Annotated in this window: 15 protein-coding genes; 9 read left to right on the top strand and 6 right to left on the bottom strand. The window is 69.5% G+C overall.

Annotated elements, in window-relative coordinates:
• Positions 1-2: 2 nt before the first annotated feature.
• Entirely contained in the window at positions 3-1,106 is a 1,104-nt protein-coding gene (locus tag ACQEU1_RS08560) for a glycosyltransferase 87 family protein (RefSeq protein ID WP_433198051.1), read from the bottom strand.
• 88 nt (positions 1,107-1,194) lie between these two features.
• Positions 1,195-1,632, bottom strand: a complete 438-nt coding sequence (locus ACQEU1_RS08555; protein ID WP_433198049.1) for an Lrp/AsnC family transcriptional regulator — start codon at positions 1,630-1,632, stop codon at positions 1,195-1,197.
• Positions 1,633-1,713: 81 nt separating this feature from the next.
• On the opposite strand from ACQEU1_RS08555, the gene ACQEU1_RS08550 reads away from it, so the two are divergent.
• Complete coding sequence (locus ACQEU1_RS08550; RefSeq protein ID WP_433198047.1) at positions 1,714-3,105, top strand: pyridoxal phosphate-dependent decarboxylase family protein; 1,392 nt, start codon at positions 1,714-1,716, stop codon at positions 3,103-3,105.
• Here ACQEU1_RS08550 and ACQEU1_RS08545 read toward each other — a convergent pair.
• Both ACQEU1_RS08545 and ACQEU1_RS08540 read right to left on the bottom strand, forming a co-directional pair.
• Positions 3,102-3,710, bottom strand: coding sequence for a TetR/AcrR family transcriptional regulator (locus tag ACQEU1_RS08545; protein ID WP_433198045.1), 609 nt, complete (start codon positions 3,708-3,710; stop codon positions 3,102-3,104). The two genes, ACQEU1_RS08550 and ACQEU1_RS08545, sit on opposite strands and share 4 nt — an antisense overlap.
• 5 nt (positions 3,711-3,715) lie before the next feature.
• Positions 3,716-4,951 carry an MFS transporter gene (locus ACQEU1_RS08540; RefSeq protein ID WP_433198043.1) on the bottom strand — a complete coding sequence of 412 codons (1,236 nt, stop codon included), beginning with the start codon at positions 4,949-4,951 and terminating at the stop codon, positions 3,716-3,718.
• 60 nt (positions 4,952-5,011) lie between these two features.
• Here ACQEU1_RS08540 and ACQEU1_RS08535 point away from each other — a divergent pair, with 60 nt between their 5' ends.
• Positions 5,012-5,770, top strand: a complete 759-nt coding sequence (locus tag ACQEU1_RS08535) for an SDR family oxidoreductase (protein WP_433198041.1) — start codon at positions 5,012-5,014, stop codon at positions 5,768-5,770.
• 10 nt (positions 5,771-5,780) lie between these two features.
• Here the strand turns inward: ACQEU1_RS08535 and ACQEU1_RS08530 are convergent, their stop codons facing one another.
• On the bottom strand, positions 5,781-6,098 hold the full coding sequence (locus tag ACQEU1_RS08530; RefSeq protein ID WP_433198039.1) for a bifunctional 3-phenylpropionate/cinnamic acid dioxygenase ferredoxin subunit: 318 nt from the start codon (positions 6,096-6,098) through the stop codon (positions 5,781-5,783).
• A gap of 144 nt (positions 6,099-6,242) precedes the next feature.
• On the opposite strand from ACQEU1_RS08530, the gene ACQEU1_RS08525 reads away from it, so the two are divergent.
• From ACQEU1_RS08525 to ACQEU1_RS08500, 6 genes are all read left to right on the top strand, one after another.
• A complete protein-coding gene (locus ACQEU1_RS08525; protein WP_433198037.1) occupies positions 6,243-7,025 on the top strand; it encodes an IclR family transcriptional regulator in 783 nt (260 codons plus the stop codon).
• Between the two features lie 887 nt (positions 7,026-7,912).
• Complete coding sequence (gene glyA, locus ACQEU1_RS08520) at positions 7,913-9,193, top strand: serine hydroxymethyltransferase (RefSeq protein WP_433198035.1); 1,281 nt, start codon at positions 7,913-7,915, stop codon at positions 9,191-9,193.
• Positions 9,194-9,206: 13 nt separating this feature from the next.
• Positions 9,207-10,289: an S-(hydroxymethyl)mycothiol dehydrogenase gene (locus tag ACQEU1_RS08515; protein ID WP_433198033.1), complete on the top strand. Its 1,083-nt coding sequence runs from the start codon at positions 9,207-9,209 to the stop codon at positions 10,287-10,289.
• The gene (locus ACQEU1_RS08510; protein ID WP_433198031.1) at positions 10,286-12,733 is read left to right on the top strand and encodes a GcvT family protein; all 2,448 of its coding nucleotides are present in this window, start codon (positions 10,286-10,288) and stop codon (positions 12,731-12,733) included. The genes ACQEU1_RS08515 and ACQEU1_RS08510 overlap by 4 nt, the downstream gene beginning before the upstream one ends.
• Positions 12,730-13,863 carry an aromatic ring-hydroxylating oxygenase subunit alpha gene (locus tag ACQEU1_RS08505; protein ID WP_433198029.1) on the top strand — a complete coding sequence of 378 codons (1,134 nt, stop codon included), beginning with the start codon at positions 12,730-12,732 and terminating at the stop codon, positions 13,861-13,863. Before ACQEU1_RS08510 ends, ACQEU1_RS08505 begins: the two co-directional genes overlap by 4 nt.
• Before the next feature lie 20 nt (positions 13,864-13,883).
• Positions 13,884-15,443, top strand: a complete 1,560-nt coding sequence (locus tag ACQEU1_RS08500; RefSeq protein WP_433198027.1) for a BCCT family transporter — start codon at positions 13,884-13,886, stop codon at positions 15,441-15,443.
• A 149-nt stretch (positions 15,444-15,592) separates the two neighbouring features.
• On the opposite strand, the gene ACQEU1_RS08495 is transcribed toward ACQEU1_RS08500, so the two are convergent.
• Positions 15,593-16,249 carry a GntR family transcriptional regulator gene (locus ACQEU1_RS08495; protein ID WP_433198025.1) on the bottom strand — a complete coding sequence of 219 codons (657 nt, stop codon included), beginning with the start codon at positions 16,247-16,249 and terminating at the stop codon, positions 15,593-15,595.
• 68 nt (positions 16,250-16,317) lie between these two features.
• On the opposite strand from ACQEU1_RS08495, the gene ACQEU1_RS08490 reads away from it, so the two are divergent.
• Positions 16,318-17,547 carry a sarcosine oxidase subunit beta family protein gene (locus ACQEU1_RS08490; protein ID WP_433198023.1) on the top strand — a complete coding sequence of 410 codons (1,230 nt, stop codon included), beginning with the start codon at positions 16,318-16,320 and terminating at the stop codon, positions 17,545-17,547.
• The last annotated feature ends 9 nt before the right edge of the window (positions 17,548-17,556 follow it).

The raw sequence follows: 17,556 nt of genomic DNA, 5'->3' as shown, positions 1-17,556 counted from the left end.
ATTCACCGCCCCAGCAGGTAGTGCACGCGCCCCGAACGTACATCAACACCGCTGCGGACGCGTGCCCACCACAGCGCACCGCCGGCGAGCGCCGCGACGACGTACAGGTTGTCCAGCAAGGCGTTGCCCGAAGGGACGAACAGCTGCCACGTCGTGAAGACCACCCACACCACGGCCGCCACCCACGTCCGGCCGAGGATCGCGACCAGCGGCACCACCCACACCCAGTGGTGCGACCACGAGATGGGGCTGACCAGCAGCCCGCAGCCCGCGGTGATCAGCATCGCGCCCACGGAGTCGCCGCGCAGGAACGTCCGCCGCGCCATGACCGCCGCGACGACCACGCACGCCACCGACAGCACCGCGACGAGGACCGGTGCCCAGGAGGCGCCGTCCGTGAGGCGTTGCACGGCACCGGACAACGACTGGTTGGTGATGTAGCCGTTGCCCGAGGCCTTGTTGCCGCTGAGCATCGCCGAACCCAGGTACCGCAGCGAGTCGCCCGGCAGCAGCAGGAACCCGAGCGCGTGCAGGCCGCAGAACGTCGCCAGCGCGCGCCCCGCCTCCTTCCAGCGGCCGGTGACCGCGAGGTGCAGCACGAAGATCAACGGCGTCAGCTTGATCGCCGCCGCGACGCCGATCAGCACACCGGAGAAGCGGTGCGGGCGCAGCAGGTCGAACACCACCAACGCCATCAGCAGCACGTTGATCTGCCCGTACCCGAGCGTGCGCCACACGGGTTCGAGCCCGAACGCCACCGCGAGCAGCGGCAACGAGGGCGTGCGTCCCGTCGTCCAGCGCAGCACGGCCCCGACGCCGAGCGCGGTCGCCGCGCAGAACACCGCCCACACCAGCTGGGTCGGCAGCACCGCGAGCGGGGCGAACAGCACGGCCGCGATCGGCGGGTACGTGAACGGCAGGTCGACCGCCCAGTGCGGCGTCGCGGTCAGGTGGCCGTACAACGCCTCGCCGTTGAGGACCGCCAGCGCACCGGAGCGGTAGACCGAGCTGTCCAGACCGAGGTGCCACCCGGCGAACCAGCCGATCAGTCCGATGAGGACGAACGCACCCGCGACGAGCGCTGGGGCAGAACGGTTCTTGAGCATGCCCGAACGCTAGGAAAACGGCGTCCGCGAATCGTCGTACCGAGGCACAGACTCCGCGCACTACCTCCGTAGCGTGCGAGCGCCTGTGCTACCGGGGTAGCACGGTCTTCATCGGGAACTGCGAGTTCGTGCGCGCCACGCCGGGCAGGCTCGTGAGCGCCGACATGTACAGCTGCTCGTACGCCTGGATGTCGGCGACGGCGATCCACAGGTGGTAGTCGGGCTGCCCGAACATCCGCACGCACTGCTCGACGGCGTCGATCTCCGCGATCTTCGCCTCGAACGCCTCGATGGTCGCCGTGTCCTGGACGGCGAGGTCGATGTGCAGCAGCACCCGGAAGCCGCGGCCGAGCGCGGCGGGGTCGACGGCGGCGTGGTAGCCGGTGATCACCCCGGCCTCCTCCAGCGCCCGCACCCGCCGCAGGCACGGCGACGGCGTGAGGCCCACCTTGTCCGCGAGCTCGGTGTTGGTGAGGCGGCCGTCCTCCTGGAGGTGGCGGATGATTGCGCGATCGATCCGATCCATTGGCAGATCATGCCACGAACTGGGCATGGCGGGGCTGAAGTAGCAATCGCATGCCAGACCTTGCAGCCTAATCTGCTTGGTGTGAACGAACTTCTGCTGACCGACGACGAACGCGAACGGGCAGGGGCGCGGTTGCTGGCGCTGCTGGACGGCTACGAGCGCGGCTTGGTGAAGGCCGACATCCTCCCGGAACCCGACCGGGAGGCGCTGTCCGCGTTGCTCGCCGCTCCGATGCCGGAGCACGGCGTCGGCGTGGACGCGTTGTTCGACCGCTGGGAGGACACGATCCTGCCCAGCTCGACGACGGTCGCGCACCCGCGATTCCTCGCCTACGTCCTCGGCCCGCCCAACGCGATCACGCCCTACGCCGAGGCGGTGGCGGCCGCGCTGAACCAGAACTGCAACTTCTGGCAGCTGTCCCCGGCGGCCAGCGTGGTCGAACGGTCCGTGCTGGAGTGGCTGGCCTCGATCGTTGGATTTCCCAGTGGCGCCAAGGGAATCCTGACTGGTGGCGGTTCGCTCGCGACGTTGCAGGCGCTCGCCACCGCACTGCACGACCGCGTGCCCGACTTCCACGCCACCGGTCTGCAACGCGACGCCGCGCCGCTCGTCGTCTACACCTCCGTCGAGGCGCACCGCAGCGTCGACAAGGCCGCCGCGATCCTCGGCATCGGGCTCGACAACGTCCGCCACATCGCGACCGACGCACAGCACCGCATGGACGTCGCCGCGTTGCGCGAGGCCTTCGAGCAGGACCGGGCGGACGGGCTGAGGCCGTGGTGCGTCGTCGCCACCTGCGGCACGGTCTCGACCGGCTCGGTCGATCCGCTCGACGCCGTCGCCGACCTGTGCGCCGCGGAAGACCTCTGGCTGCACGTCGACGGTGCCTACGGGGCGCTTTTCCTGCTGTCGGAACGGATGCGCGGCCTGATGGGCGGGTGTGCGCGGGCCGACTCGATCACGCTCGACCCGCACAAGCTGCTGTACGCGTCGCTGGAGGCCGGGTGCCTGCTCGTCCGCGACGGGGCGAAGCTGCGCGACGCCCACGCGTTCGACTCCTCGTACCTGACGGTCGCCGACGACCCGCTGATGACCGACTACATGGACTACGGGCCGCAGCTCTCCCGTAACTTCAAGGCCTTCAAGGTGTGGAGCGCGCTGCAGGCGTTCGGGGTCAAGGCGTTCCGCGACGCCAACGAGCGGACGCTGGAGCTGGCCCAACGCCTTGGTCGGGGCATCGAGGAGACGCCGGGCCTGACGTTGCTGGCGCCCGTGACGCTGACCGCCGTGTGCTTCCAGGTCGACGGCCGCACGCCCGCGCAGCACACCGAGCTGCTCGAGCGGCTGGCCGCCGAGAACGTCGCATTGCTCGGACCCGTTGTGGTGGCGGGGAAACGCGGCATCCGGGCGTGCATCACGAACCACCGCACGTCCGAGGCGGACATCGACCTGATCCTCGACCGGCTCCGCTAGCGCCAGACGTCGGCGAGGTTGCGGTCGAACATGGTCGCGATCGACACCAGTGCCGCGTCGAGGTCGACGGTCTCGGGGTCGACCAGTGCCTGGAGGTGGATGCCGAGGAGCGCGCCGTTCAACGCGACGGCGGCGGTGCGCTCCTGCTCGGCGGCTCGGCCGGGATCGACGCCCGCGGGACGCTTGAGGCGCAGCAGTTCCTCGATGCCCGCACGCCTGCGGGTGAAGAACTCGCGGTACTGGTCGTGCACGACGCCCCGTTCGCCGAGCGCTTCGACCAGGATCATGAAGACCAGCGCGGAGTTGCCGGTGCGGAGCAGCTCCGCCGTCTCACCGAACACCTCGGCCAGCGACGGCACCGCCTCGTAGCGTTCGGCGGGCCAGATCCTGGCCACCGCCCGTTCGACCACGGCCATCACCAGGCCGTCCTTGTTCTTGAAGTGCCACGGGATCGAGCCGCGGCTGATGCCCGACCGCTTTGCGATGTCCACAAAGGACGTCCGGTCGAACCCGCGTTCCGCGAAGAGCTCCTCGGCGGCGTCCAGGATGCGGCGGCGGCTCTCGTCACCGATCTCGTCGATCCGGCGCGTCCCAGGGGAGTTCACGGCGATCATCGTACGACCTCCGCCGGCACGTGCCCGGCGGTCCGGACGAGCACCAGCCCGGCGATCACGGAGGCCGCGGGGGCGACGAGGACGACCGCGCCCTGCGCGCCGACGATCTTCTCTGCCACGCCGGTGAGGACTGCGCCGCCGAGGCCGCCGACCACCGCCGTGAACGCCCCGACCAGCCCGAACGCCGTCGCCCGGAACTCCTCCGGCGTCACCGAGGCCACCACCAGGCTGAGCGGGACGATGCCCGCGAACGTCATCGCCTGGGTGAGCACGCCGATCGCGACGTAGGTGGTGACGTCCGGCGCGTGGGCCTGCGCCGCGAACCCGATGCCCAGCACGGCCAGCGCGCCGGCCGCGAGGTGCAGGCACGCCCCCGGCGAGCGGCGGAACAACCGGTCGCTCACCATCCCGCCGAGCGCGGCGCCGAGCAGTCCGCCGGCCGCGCACGCGGACGTGATCACGCCACGGGCCGCCGCGCCCTGGTGCAGCTGCTCTTCGAGGATGACGGTCAGGTAGATCGGCACGGTCGTGACGGAGACCCCGAACGCCCCGAGCGCGACCATCACCCCGGTGAACGTGCGGATCTTCCTCAGCTCCCTGAAGGTTCCGCCTGTCGTCGTGCGCCGGGGTGGCTCCGGCAGGCGGTAGGCCGCGATGCCGAGGAGCAGGGCCGGCACGGCGAGGAACGCGAACACCCACCGCCACGGCTCGTGCTGAGCGGGGATCGCCGCCGCGAACGCCGCGGCCACGAGCGGACCGATGACGATGCCGAGGGGTTGACCGGCCCGGTGCAGGCCGAGCACGCGCCCCCTCACCTGCCGCGGGTAGGCGTCGGTGAGCAGCGACGACTGGATCGGCCCCTCATTCGCCTTGCCGGCGCCCGCCACGATCCGGACGGCGACCGCCTGCCACAGGCCGTGCACGAGCCCGAGCAGCGCGGCCGCGGCGGCCCAGACGAAGGTCGCGACACCCGCGATCTTCGTGCGGCTGCGCCGATCGCCGAGCAGGCCGAGCGGCAGCGCGGCCACCGCGACCATCACGCCGGCCAATGCACCGAGGACGCCGACGGCTCCCGTGCCGATGCCGAGCGACGCGCGGATCTCGGGCGCGAAGACCACGAACATCACGCCGTCGACGCTGTCGAGCACCTGGAGCCCCGCCAGCACGCCGATGGTGGCGCGCCCACCCGTCGCGAAGACCTCGCGGAGCGTCGCTTCTGACTTCGTAGGCATGCTGAGCAGGCTACTGTGTCAGTCAACATAGTGTTGTTCGGCTGACATAGAGGAGGCTCGATGAGGGACTGGGCAGGGTCGACGGCGTTCATCACCGGAGGTGCGCGGGGGATCGGCCTGGGCATCGCGCGTGCGTTGGCCCGGCGGGGAGTGCGGCTGGCGTTGGCCGACGTGTCGTCGTCGGCACTGGAGGAGGCAGGCGCGGAGCTGGGTGCCTCGACGTACCTGCTCGACGTGCGTGACCGTCCGGCGTTCGCCGCCGTCGCTGCTGCGGTCGGGCCCGTCGACCTGTTGTTCAACAACGCGGGCATCGTGCCGCACTCGTCCGTCGACGCGCTGACGTTCGAGAAGTGGGACCTGGCGATGGCCGTGAACCTGACCGGCGTGATCAACGGCGTGCAGACGTTCCTGCCGCAGATGCTCGCGCGCGGCTCCGGCTACGTCGTGAACACGGCCTCGGCCGCCGGTCTCGTGTCCGACCCGAACCTCCTGTACGCGACGTCGAAGTTCGCGGTCGTCGGCCTGTCGGAGTCGTTGCGGCTCAACGTGGTGGAGCGCGGCGTCGACGTCAGCGTGCTCTGCCCGGGACCGGTGGCGACGGGCATCGTCGAGAACACGCGCGCGGCGCACGCCTCGGTGGGCCTGCGGTCCGACCTCGTGCCGGCCGTCGCGGCGTTCCTGGGCAGCGGCCCGAGCGTGGACGAGGTGGGCGAGATGGTGCTGGCGGGCATGGAGAAGCGCTCACCGTGGATCTTCACCGGCTACGACGTCAGGCCGCACCTGGAACAGCGGGCCGCGGCCTTGATCGACTGCCTGTGAGCCTTTTGGGTCAGGCGACGGCTTCGCGGCTGCCCGTGTCGACGTAGACCACGCCGTCCTGCACGACGACGGGGTACGTGCGCACCGCCCGCTTGGCCGGCAGGCAGGTCGGGACGCCCGTGCGCAGGTCGAAACTCGCGGCGTGCAACGGGCACTCGACGAAGCAGCCTTCCAGCCAGCCCTCGGAGAGCGAGGCGTCCTGGTGCGTGCACGTGTCGTCGATCGCGTAGAACTCGCCGTCGGCGTTGAAGACCGCGATGGCGGGATCGCCCTCGATGCGCACGGACTCACCGGGCGGCAGGTCCTCGACGGTGCAGGCGGTGATCATGTCCGAACCCTCCGTTGCGTATTACGGAACTGGGCGTGCGATACGCAACAGCGAGAATGACTCAGGATCATGAAGGCCGTCAAGAACCTCAGCGGGTGATCGCGGGAACCGGACACTGTTGCGCCAATCGGATACCGTTGCGCAATGGGCAACAACGGGGAAGGGCGCGACCCGGCGCTCGTGCAATCGGTCGATCGGGCGGTGACCGTCCTGGAACTGCTGGCCCGCAACGGCGAGGCGGGCATCACCGAGATCGCCGCCGAACTCGGCGTGCACAAGTCCTCGGCGTCCAGACTCGTGTACACGCTGCAGGCCCGGGAACTGGTCGAGCAGGACGGTGAGCGCGGCCCGTTCCGGATCGGGCTGGGAATGCTCCGGTTCGCCGGCGCCGTGTCCGGACCCATCGACTACGTGCGGGTCGGCGGACCGGTTTGCGTCGAGCTCGCCGACCGGTTGGGGGAGACGGTCAACATCGCCGTGCTGGACGGGGATGTGGCGTTGAACGTTTCGCAGGCTCGGGGTGGGTCTGCTGTCGCCGCGCAGAACTGGGTGGGGCAGCGGACTCCGTTGCACGCGACTTCCAGCGGCAAGGTTCTGCTGGCTGCGGCCTCGGATTCCGAGCAGGACCGGTTGCTGGCTTTGGAGTTGGTGGCCTGTGCGCCTCGGACGATTACGGATCCTGGGCGGTTGAGGCGGGTTCTGCGGCGGACTGCCGAGGACGGGTTCGCCACCTGCATGGAGGAGTTGGAGGCTGGGCTGCACGCGGTTGCGGTGCCGGTTTTCGGGGCTGGTGGGGATGTGGTGGCTGCTATCAGCGCGGCTGGGCCGGCTTATCGGTTGTCGCAGACTCGGATGCCGGAGATCGTGGAGGAGTTGAGGGTGGCTTCCCGGGATCTGTCGGCTCGGATGGGGCATGCGGTGGCTTGAGTGGATGTCGCCTTTTGCGGTGGTTGCGTTGAGGTGCAAAGACTTTGACGAGCCGGGTCGTTTCATCGCCGCTTCGCGTCGATAGAGATTGGGGCTTGACTTCGGGGCCCTTGCGAGGCGCTGGACGGACCGGAAAAGGCCGGGCTGAAAAGCGCCCGGCCGAGCCACAAGTGGTAGCACCTCGCACCCAAAGTCAAGCCCCAATCTCTTCGCGTGCGTGGCTGAGTTGAGAGGGCACGTCACCGATACCGCTTGCACGGCGCGTCGAGGGAAGGACGCCTCGCCTTCGGCATTGCGTTGGGTCTTGGCCGGGCTCGGCTGCGCCATTGCCCTGAGCGCGCGCTCGGTCGGGCTCGCCTTCGGCTTCGCCAGGCCCTAAAGCCATCCTTGACCCGTCTTGCCCTACCCGCTCCGCCGCGCTCCGCCGCGCTCCGCCGCGCTCCGCCGCGCTCCGCCGCGCTCCGCCGCGCTCCGCCGCGCTCCGCCGCGCTCCGCCGCGTCCTGCCCTGCTCCGCCGCGCTCCGCCGCGTCCTGCCCTGCTCCGCCGCGTCCTGCCCTGCTCCGCCGCGTCCCGCCCCGCCTCGCACCTCGTCCCGCTCTGCCCCGTTCCGCTCTCCTTCTTCGCCTCGCGTCACCGCCGCCGCACCCCACATCCCGCCTGTCTGCCACCCGCGCCCGCCTGTCGGCGCCCGTGCCGGTCGCCCTCGTCGTGCCCGAATCCCTTTGCCCGCCTGTCCCTTTGAGTCCGTTCGGGCAGGCCAGCGGTGCCTCCGTCCGTGCGACTAGGTCTTGACAACGCGGGCGGCTGGTCTCACCGTGATGCGCGCTGCAGTTGCATAATGCGAACCAGGTTGCGTATTACGGAACTCGCTCGGAAGGGTTGGCCCGTGTCACTCTCCGTTCCCACCACCACAGACCTCGATCTGGGCATCGACGAGCTCGATCCCGAGGTCGCCGCTGAGATCCGCGCCGAGTTGCTGAGGCAGCAGTCGACGTTGGAGATGATCGCCTCCGAGAACTTCGCGCCCGTCGCCGTGTTGCAGGCGCAGGGGTCCGTGCTGACCAACAAGTACGCCGAGGGGTATCCGGGGCGCCGGTACTACGGCGGCTGCGAGCACGTTGATGTTGTTGAGGCGCTGGCGATCGAGCGGGTCAAGGCGTTGTTCGGGGCCGAGCACGCCAACGTGCAGCCCCATTCGGGGGCGCAGGCCAATGCGGCTGCCATGGCGGCTGTGTTGTCGCCCGGCGACACGATCATGGGGCTGGATCTGGCGCACGGCGGGCATTTGACGCACGGCATGCGCATCAACTTCTCCGGGCGGCTCTACAACGTGGTGGCCTACCACGTCGACGCCGCGTCGGGGCGGGTGGACATGGGTGAGGTCGAGCGGCTGGCGGTGGAGGCGCGGCCCAAGCTGATCATCGCGGGGTGGTCGGCGTACCCGCGGCAGCTCGACTTCGCGGAGTTCCGGCGGATCGCCGATCTGGTGGGCGCGAAGCTCATGGTGGACATGGCTCACTTCGCCGGGCTGGTGGCGGCCGGGGTGCATCCGAGTCCGGTGCCGTTCGCGGATCTGGTCACGACGACCACGCACAAGACGCTCGGTGGGCCTCGGGGCGGGGTGATCCTCTCGAAACAGGAGTTGGCCAAGAAGGTCGACTCCACCGTCTTTCCCGGGCAGCAGGGTGGGCCGTTGCAGCACGTCATCGCGGCCAAGGCGGTGGCGTTCAAGGTCGCGGCCGGTGAGGCGTTCCGGGAACGGCAGCAGCGGGTGCTGGACGGCGCGAGGGTGTTGGCCGAGCGGTTGATGCGCGAGGACTGCGCCGAGGCCGGGGTGAAGGTGCTGACCGGCGGCACGGACGTGCACCTGGTGCTGGTGGACCTGGTCGAGTCCGCTTTGGACGGCAAGCAGGCCGAGGACCGGTTGCACGGCATCGGGATCACGGTCAACCGGAACGCGGTGCCGTTCGACCCGCGGCCGCCGATGATCACGTCCGGGTTGCGGATCGGTACGCCCGCGCTGGCGGCGCGGGGGTTCACGGCCGAAGACTTCGTCGAGGTCGCGGACGTCATCGCGGCCGCGCTCAAGCCCGTGTTCGACGCGGAGGCGCTCGCTGGCCGCGTTGCCGCGCTGGCCGCCAAGAACCCCCTCTACCCCCACCTCTGACGGGAGCGGACGAATGCATGCGGTGAACGGTGTCGTGGCGGCGGGGCGTGGGGCCAAGGTCTCGGTCGAGACGATTCTGGTGCCCGACCCCGGGCCTGGCGAGGCGCTGGTGAAGGTGCAGGCGTGCGGGGTCTGCCACACGGACCTGCACTACCGGGAGGGCGGGATCAACGACGAGTTCCCGTTCCTGCTCGGGCACGAGGCGGCAGGGATCGTCGAGGCGGTCGGAGACGGCGTCGCGGACCTCGCACCCGGCGACTTCGTGATCCTCAACTGGCGGGCGGTGTGCGGGGCGTGCCGGTCGTGCCTGCGAGGAAGGCCGCAGTACTGCTTCAACACGCACAACGCGGCCCAGCCCATGACGTTGCAGGACGGCACGCCGTTGTCGCCCGCGCTGGGCATCGGGGCGTTCGCGGAGAAGACCTTGGTGCACAGTGGACAGTGCACCAAGGTGAACCCCCAGGCGCCGGCCGAGGTCGCCGGGCTGCTCGGGTGCGGGGTGATGGCGGGCATCGGGGCCGCGATCAACACCGGTGGCGTGAGCCGCGGTGACAGCGTCGCGGTGCTCGGGTGCGGCGGCGTCGGGGACGCGGCGATCGCGGGGGCACGGCTCGCCGGCGCGCGCACGATCATCGCGGTGGACCTCGACCCGGCGAAGCTGGAGTGGGCCGAGAAGTTCGGGGCCACGCACACGATCAACGGCAAGGAGCGGGACGTCGTCGAGGCGATCCGGGAGCTGACGGACGGCAACGGCGCGGACGTCGTGATCGACGCGGTCGGGCGGCCCGAGACGTTCCAGCAGGCCTTCTACGCGCGGGACCACGCCGGGCTCGCCGTGCTGGTCGGCGTGCCGACGCCGGACATGAAGCTCGAACTGCCGCTGATCGACGTGTTCAGTCGCGGCGGCGCGGTGAAGTCGTCCTGGTACGGCGACTGCCTGCCGAGCAGGGACTTCCCGATGCTGATCGACCTGTACCTGCAGGGGCGCCTCGACCTCGGCGCGTTCGTGTCCGAGACGATCGGGCTCGGGGACGTCGAGAAGGCGTTCGAGGACATGCACCACGGCCGCGTGCTGCGTTCGGTGGTGGTCCTGTGACTCAGCCGAGAGTGGTGCTGATCGGCGCGGGCATCGTCGGGTGCGCGCTCGCCGACGAGCTGACCGCGCGCGGGTGGACCGACGTCACCGTGCTGGAGCAGGGGCCGTTGTTCGCCACCGGCGGGTCCAGCTCGCACGCGCCCGGCCTGGTCTTCCAGACCACCGGGTGCAAGACGATGACGTCGTTCGCCAAGTACACCGTCGAGAAGTACACCGCGATGACGCTGGACGACCGGTGGTGCTTCCAGCAGGTCGGCGGCCTTGAGGTCGCCACGACGCCGGAGCGGTGGACCGACATCAAACGGCGCCACGGCTGGGCGACGGCGTGGGGCGTCGAGAGCTTCCTGCGCGACCCCGAGGAGTGCGCGCGGCTGCACCCGCTGCTCGACCCGGCCAAGATCCTCGGCGGTTTCCACATCCCGTCCGACGGCCTCGCGAAACCCCTCAGGGCGGCCGAGGCCCAGGCCAGGCGGGCGATGGACCGGGGTGCGAAGTTCCTGCAGCACCAGAAGGTCACCGGCGTCGAACGCAACGGCAGGCGCGTCACGGCCGTCGTCACCGAGAAGGACACCTTCGCCGCCGACGTCGTCGTGTCGTGCGTCGGCATGTGGGGACCGCGGATCGGCCGGATGGTCGACCTCGACATCCCGCTCGTCCCGATGGCACACCAGTACGCGAAGACGGCGCCGCTGCCCGCGTTGCAGGGCAGGAACACCGAGCTGTCCGAGATGTCGACGCCGTTGCTGCGCCACCAGGACGCGGACCTCTACTTCCGCGAGCACGTCGACCGGATCGGCATCGGCGCCTACGGGCACCGGCCCATGCCGATCGACGCCGACGACATCCTCGACTTCGACGTCGCGCCGACCATGCCGTCGGAGATCGCGTTCACCCCGGAGGACTTCGAGACCTCGTGGGACGCGGCGGTCGACCTGCTGCCCGTCCTCGGCGACTCCAAGGTCGAGGAGGGCATCAACGGCCTGTTCTCGTTCACGCCCGACGGCAACCCGTTGCTCGGTGAACACCCCGGCCTGCAAGGGTTCTGGGTCGCCGAGGCCGTGTGGATCACGCACTCCGCCGGTGTCGCGAAGGCCATGGCCGAGTGGCTGGTCGACGGCCAGCCCAAGATCGACCTGCACGGCTGCGACCTCAACCGGTTCGAGGTCGCCCAGCGCTCGCCCGGCTACGTGCACGAACGCAGCTGCCGGGCGTTCGTCGAGGTCTACGACATCCTGCACCCGCTGCAACCGGCCGAGAAGCCGCGACCGCTGCGCACCAGCCCGTTCTACGAGCGGCAGAAGGAGCTCGGCGCGGTGTTCCTGGAGGCCTCCGGTTGGGAACGGCCGCACTGGTACGAGGCCAACGCATCACTGCCCGAGGTCGCGGAGATCCCCGGACGCAACGAGTGGGCGTCGAGGTTCTGGTCGCCGATCGCCGGCGCCGAGGCCCTGGTGGCGCGCAAGCGCGTCGCGATGTTCGACATGACGGCGTTGAAGCGGCTGGAGGTCAGCGGGCCGGAGGCGTTGCCGTTCCTGCAGACCATGACCACCAACCAGCTCGACCGCAAACCCGGCGCGGTCGTGTACACGTTGCTGCTCAACGAGGACGGCGGCGTGCGCAGCGACCTGACCATCGCCAGGCTCGGCGAGCACCGGTTCCAGGTCGGCGCGAACGGCCCGCTCGACCTCGACTGGCTGCACCGCCGCCTGCCGCCCAACGGCGGTGTGCACATCACCGACATCACGCCGGGCACGTGCTGCATCGGCCTGTGGGGACCGGAAGCGCGCAACCTGTTGCAGCCGCTGACGAAGACCGACTTCTCGCACGGCGCGATGGGCTACTTCAAGGCCCAGGAGGCGTTCATCGGCGAGGTGCCGGTCACCGCGATGCGGCTGTCGTACGTCGGCGAGCTCGGCTGGGAGCTGTACACGACCGCCGACATGGGCGCGCGGCTGTGGGACACGCTGTGGGAGGCCGGGCAGGAGCACGGTGTCATCGCGGCCGGCCGCAGCGCGTTCACCAGCATGCGGCTGGAGAAGGGCTACCGCTCGTGGGGCACGGACGTGACCACCGAGCACGACCCGTTCGAGGCGGGACTCGGGTTCGCCGTCCGGATGAACAAGGGCTACTTCCACGGCCGCAAGGCCCTGGAAGGCAGGTCCGAGGAGACCGCGACGCGCAAGCTGACCTGCCTGCTGATCGACGACGACTTCCAGGTCGTCATGGGGTCGGAACCGGTGTTCGCGCAAGGGGTTCCGGTCGGGTACGTCACCAGCGCCGCTCGTGGCTACTCGATCGGGAAGAACATCGCCTACGCCTGGCTGCCCGCCGAGGTCGCCGCCGAGGGCACGCAGGTCGAGATCGAGTACTTCGGTGCACGTGTCGCAGCGGTCGTGGCGGCGGAACCGCTGTTCGACCCCGAGATGAAGCGGATCCGTTCATGACCCAGACCGAACTGCCGTCGAGCCTCATCCCCACGCTGCCCGGCCACACCTACACCGACCCGGCGATCTTCGAGCTGGAACAGCAGAACATCTTCGAGCAGATGTGGTTCTGCGCGGTCAGGAGCGCCGACCTGCCGGACGCGGGCAACTTCCGCACCGTCCAGATCGGACGCGAGAGCGTGCTGGTCACCCGCTCGCGGGACGGCGCGCTGCGCGCGTTCCTCAACATCTGCCGGCACCGCGGCGCGAAGCTCTGCGTCGAGGAGTCCGGCACGGTCAAGCGCAACTTCCAGTGCCCGTACCACGCCTGGACCTACGGCCTGGACGGCAAGCTGGTCGCCGCGCCCAACCTCACGTCGATGCCGGACGTCGACCGCGTCGAGTACGGCCTCAAGACCGTGCACCTGCGCGAATGGCTCGGCTACGCCTGGGTGTCGCTGGCCGACGAGCCCACGTCGTTCGAGGAGACCGTGCAGCGCGACGTCCGCGAACGCCTCGGCAACCTCGACGCGATCGGCAACTACCAGGTCAGCGAGCTCGGCCTGGGGAAGCGGATCGCCTACGACGTCAAGGCCAACTGGAAGCTCATCATCGAGAACTTCATGGAGTGCTACCACTGCGCCACGATCCACCCCGAGCTCACCGAGGTGCTGCCGGAGTTCGCCGACGGCTACGCGGCGCAGTACTACGTCGGGCACGGCGCGGTGTTCGGCGAGGAGATCAAGGGCTTCACGATCGACGGCAGCGAGGGCTTCGAGGACCTGCCCGGCGTCGCGTCCGACCAGGAGCGCCGGTACTACGCGATCACCGTGCGGCCGCAGGTGTTCATCAACCTGGTGCCGGACCACGTGATCATCCACCGGATGTTCCCGCTGGCCGCCGACCGCACGATCGTCGAGTGCGACTGGCTCTACGCCAAGGACGTCGTCGCGACCGGCAAGGACGTCTCGCGGTCGGTGGAGCTGTTCCACCGCGTCAACGAGCAGGACTTCGAGGCGTGCGAACGGTGTCAGCCCGCGATGTCGTCGCGCGCGTACCGCAACGGCGGGGTGCTGGTGCCGTCCGAGCACCACATCGGCGAGTTCCACGACTGGGTGCAGCAGAAGCTGATCAGGGGGACCGGAGCTTAGAAGACCAACTCAACGAAGAGGTGGTTGTCTTGTCCGAACCGACGTTCCTACCCACCACGAGATCCCACACCGACCGCGTCGTCTTCACGGTCTCCGCGGTCGTGGCCGCCGCGTTCCTGGCGTGGGGCATCATCGGCACGAACAGCCTCAGCACCGTCTCCACGGCGGTGCTGGGCTGGGTCATCCGCAACACCGGCTGGGCCTTCCTGACCGCGGCCACGGGGTTCGTGATCTTCGCCCTGTGGCTCGCGTTCAGCAAGTACGGCCGGATCCCGCTCGGCCAGGACGGCGAGCGGCCGGAGTTCCGCACGATCTCTTGGGTCGCGATGATGTTCAGCGCGGGCATGGGCATCGGGCTGATGTTCTACGGCGTCGCGGAACCGCTGGCGCACTTCGTGAAACCGCCGCCGGGCTCGGTCGAGGGCGGCACGGACGCGGCGATCGACGTCGCGATGGCGACCTCGCTCTTCCACTGGGCGATCCACCCGTGGTCGATCTACGCGGTCGTCGGGCTCGCCATCGCCTACGGCACGTTCCGGCGCGGCCGCAAGCAGCTGATCAGCGCCGTGTTCGCGCCCCTGTTCGGCGACCACGTGTCGGAGAAGCCGCTGGGACGGCTGATCGACGTCCTGGCGATCTTCGCGACGCTCTTCGGGTCGGCCGCCTCGCTCGGGCTCGGCGCGTTGCAGATCGGCAGCGGGCTGAAGGCGGGCGGGTTCGTGCGCGAGAACCCCGGTGTGGGCGTGCTGATCGGCATCATCGCGGTGCTGACGGTGGCGTTCGTTGCTTCGGCTGTTTCGGGTGTGGCCAAGGGGATCCAGTGGCTGTCGAACATCAACATGGTGCTGGCGACCGTGCTCGCGGTGTTCGTGTTCCTGGTCGGTCCGACGGTGCTGATCCTCAACCTGATTCCGGCCGCGGTGGGTGACTACTTCCGCGACATGGGCGAGATGGTGTCCCGGTCGGCGGGGACCGGCGGGAACGCCATGGAGACGTGGCTGTCCGGGTGGACGATCTTCTACTGGGCGTGGTGGATCTCGTGGACGCCGTTCGTCGGCATGTTCATCGCCCGGATCTCGCGCGGCCGCACGATCAAGCAGTTCGTCAAGGGCGTGATCCTGGTGCCCTCGGTGGTGAGCCTGGTCTGGTTCTCGATCATGGGTGGCACCGCGATCTCGGTGCAGCGCTCAGGGGTCGACCTGGCAGGCGCCGCGAACGCCGAGTCCCAGTTGTTCGGGGTGCTCGACCAGTTCCCGCTGGCCGCCGTCGCCGGGGTGGTCGTGATGGTGCTCGTGGCGATCTTCTTCGTCTCCGGTGCCGACGCGGCTTCTTTGGTGATGGGCACCCTGTCGCAGCGCGGAGACGGCGAACCTCACCGCCGGCTGGTGGTGTTCTGGGGCGTCGCGACCGGTGGTGTCGCCGCGGTGATGCTGCTGGTCGGCGGGGGAGGGGCGACCGCGCTGACCGGGTTGCAGAACCTCACGATCATCGCCGCCGCGCCGTTCGGGCTGGTCATGGTCGTGGCCTGCGTGGCGCTGGTGAAGGACCTGCGCAGCGACCCTCTCGTGCTAGGGGAGTGACTCAGAACGCTGGCGACGAATCCGCGCCCAGCAGGGTGCCTCGCGGCACCGCCCCCACGCCCCCGTACAACCAGTACGAGGACGTGGGGGCGGCACCACGATGCACCCGTCTGACCACGAATACGCCGGCAGCGTTCTGAGCCACGCCCCTAGATCAACGCCCGGATCGCCCGCTCGAAACCGACGACGTGCTGCGAAGCTAGCTCGCCCGCCTTCTTCGCGTCACCGTCGATGATCGCCGTCAGGAGGGGCACGTGCTCGTCGACGTGACCGGCCATGCCGGACAGCCTGGGCAGGAAGACGCACCAGATCCGCGTCGCCAGGTTGTCGTAGGAGATCAGGGTGTCTTCCAGGAACGGGTTGTGCACGCACCCGTAGATGGCGCGGTGGACGCCGACGTCGGCGCGCAGCAGCTCCGTGTTGCTGCCCGTCGGCGTCGTGTCGAGCTGCGAGCGGAGGTCCGTGAGCCTGGCGCGGTCCTCGCCCGTGGCGCGTTCGGCTGCGGCTGCGGCGGCGAGGGGTTCCAGCGTCCTGCGCACCTCGGAGATGTGCGAGAGGTCGGAGATGTTCACGTCGGTGGCGAACGTGCCGCGGCGCGGGAAGGCGACGACGAGGCGTTCCTGCTCGAGCCGTTTCAACGCCTCGCGGATCGGGGTGCGGCCGACGCCGAGCTCGGTGCGCAGCCTGTCCTCGTTGATGGGCTCGCCGGGCTTGATCTCCAGCATGACCAGGCGATCTCGCAGCACCGCATACGCCTGCTCGGTGAGTGAGATGGCCGCCGGAACGTCGTTGACCCGTGCGTTCATGTGACCTACTGTAACGCACAGACTGATATATCAGGAGTCGACCAGATGGTGTCACTGGAGGCCTCGCGATGACCAGCCCGCCCGGAGCGCACCTGCCCGAGCACCCGGAGTTCCTGTGGGACAACCCGGAACCGAAGGCGTCCTACGACGTCGTGGTGGTCGGCGGGGGTGGGCACGGCCTGGCCACCGCCTACTACCTCGCGAAGGTGCACGGCATCACGAACGTCGCGGTGCTGGAGAAGGGCTGGCTCGCGGGCGGCAACATGGCCCGCAACACCACGATCATCCGGTCGAACTACCTGTGGGACGAGAGCTCCGGCATCTACGAGCACTCCCTGAAGCTGTGGGAGGGCCTGGAGGAGGACCTCGGTTACCCGATCCTGTTCGACCAGCGCGGTGTGCTGAACCTCGCGCACAGCCTGCAGGACGTGCGCGACAGCATCCGGCGGGTCAACGCGAACCGGCTCAACGGCATCGACGCCGAGTGGGTGGATCCGGCCGGGGTCCAGGAGATCTGCCCGATCGTCAACACCTCGCCGGACGTCCGCTACCCGGTGCTCGGCGCGACGTACCAGCCGCGCGCGGGTATCGCGAAGCACGACTACGTGGCGTGGGGCTACGCGCGGGCGGCGCACGCGATGGGCGTCGACCTCATCCAGAACTGCGAGGTCACCGGGCTGGAGACGGTCGACGGCCGGATCGCCGCCGTGCAGACGAGTCGCGGCAAGATCGCCGCGGGGCGCGTCGCGTTGTGCGCGGCCGGGCACAGTTCGGTGCTCGCGAAGATGGTCGGCCTGCGGCTGCCGCTGGCGTCGCACCCGTTGCAGGCCCTGGTGTCCGAGCTGCTGGAGCCGGTGCACCCGACCGTGGTCATGTCGAACGCCGTGCACGTCTACGTCTCCCAGGCGCACAAGGGCGAACTGGTGATGGGTGCGGGCATCGACAGCTACAACGGTTACGGGCAACGGGGTTCGTTCCACATCATCGAACAGCAGATGGCCGCGGCACTGGAGCTGTTCCCGGTGTTCGCGCGGGCGCACCTGCTGCGGACGTGGGCGGGCATCGTGGACGTCAGCCCGGACGCGTCGCCGATCGTGGGACTCACCCCTGTCGGTGGCCTGTACCTGAACTGCGGCTGGGGAACCGGCGGCTTCAAGGCCACACCGGGCGTCGGCGACTGCTTCGCGCACACCATCGCCCACGACAAGCCGCACCCGTACAACGAGCCGTTCACCTTGGAGCGCTTCACCTCCGGCGCCCTCGTCGACGAGCACGGCGCCGCCGCCGTGGCCCACTAGGAGACTTGC

Source organism: Lentzea sp. CA-135723, from assembly GCF_050936595.1.
Classification (GTDB): Bacteria; Actinomycetota; Actinomycetes; order Mycobacteriales; family Pseudonocardiaceae; genus Lentzea.
Note: the sequence above shows the minus strand (reverse complement) of the source record. Positions and strands in the feature narration are given on the sequence as shown.

Excerpts from the sequence above, each read along its gene's own strand:
- ACQEU1_RS08560 (WP_433198051.1), bottom strand. The coding sequence starts at position 1,106 with ATGCTCAAGAACCGTTCTGCCCCAGCGCTCGTCGCGGGTGCGTTCGTC.
- ACQEU1_RS08555 (WP_433198049.1), bottom strand. The coding sequence starts at position 1,632 with ATGGATCGGATCGATCGCGCAATCATCCGCCACCTCCAGGAGGACGGC.
- ACQEU1_RS08540 (WP_433198043.1), bottom strand. The coding sequence starts at position 4,951 with ATGCCTACGAAGTCAGAAGCGACGCTCCGCGAGGTCTTCGCGACGGGT.
- ACQEU1_RS08535 (WP_433198041.1), top strand. The coding sequence starts at position 5,012 with ATGAGGGACTGGGCAGGGTCGACGGCGTTCATCACCGGAGGTGCGCGG.
- ACQEU1_RS08530 (WP_433198039.1), bottom strand. The coding sequence starts at position 6,098 with ATGATCACCGCCTGCACCGTCGAGGACCTGCCGCCCGGTGAGTCCGTG.
- ACQEU1_RS08525 (WP_433198037.1), top strand. The coding sequence starts at position 6,243 with ATGGGCAACAACGGGGAAGGGCGCGACCCGGCGCTCGTGCAATCGGTC.
- ACQEU1_RS08515 (WP_433198033.1), top strand. The coding sequence starts at position 9,207 with ATGCATGCGGTGAACGGTGTCGTGGCGGCGGGGCGTGGGGCCAAGGTC.
- ACQEU1_RS08505 (WP_433198029.1), top strand. The coding sequence starts at position 12,730 with ATGACCCAGACCGAACTGCCGTCGAGCCTCATCCCCACGCTGCCCGGC.
- ACQEU1_RS08495 (WP_433198025.1), bottom strand. The coding sequence starts at position 16,249 with ATGAACGCACGGGTCAACGACGTTCCGGCGGCCATCTCACTCACCGAG.
- ACQEU1_RS08490 (WP_433198023.1), top strand. The coding sequence starts at position 16,318 with ATGACCAGCCCGCCCGGAGCGCACCTGCCCGAGCACCCGGAGTTCCTG.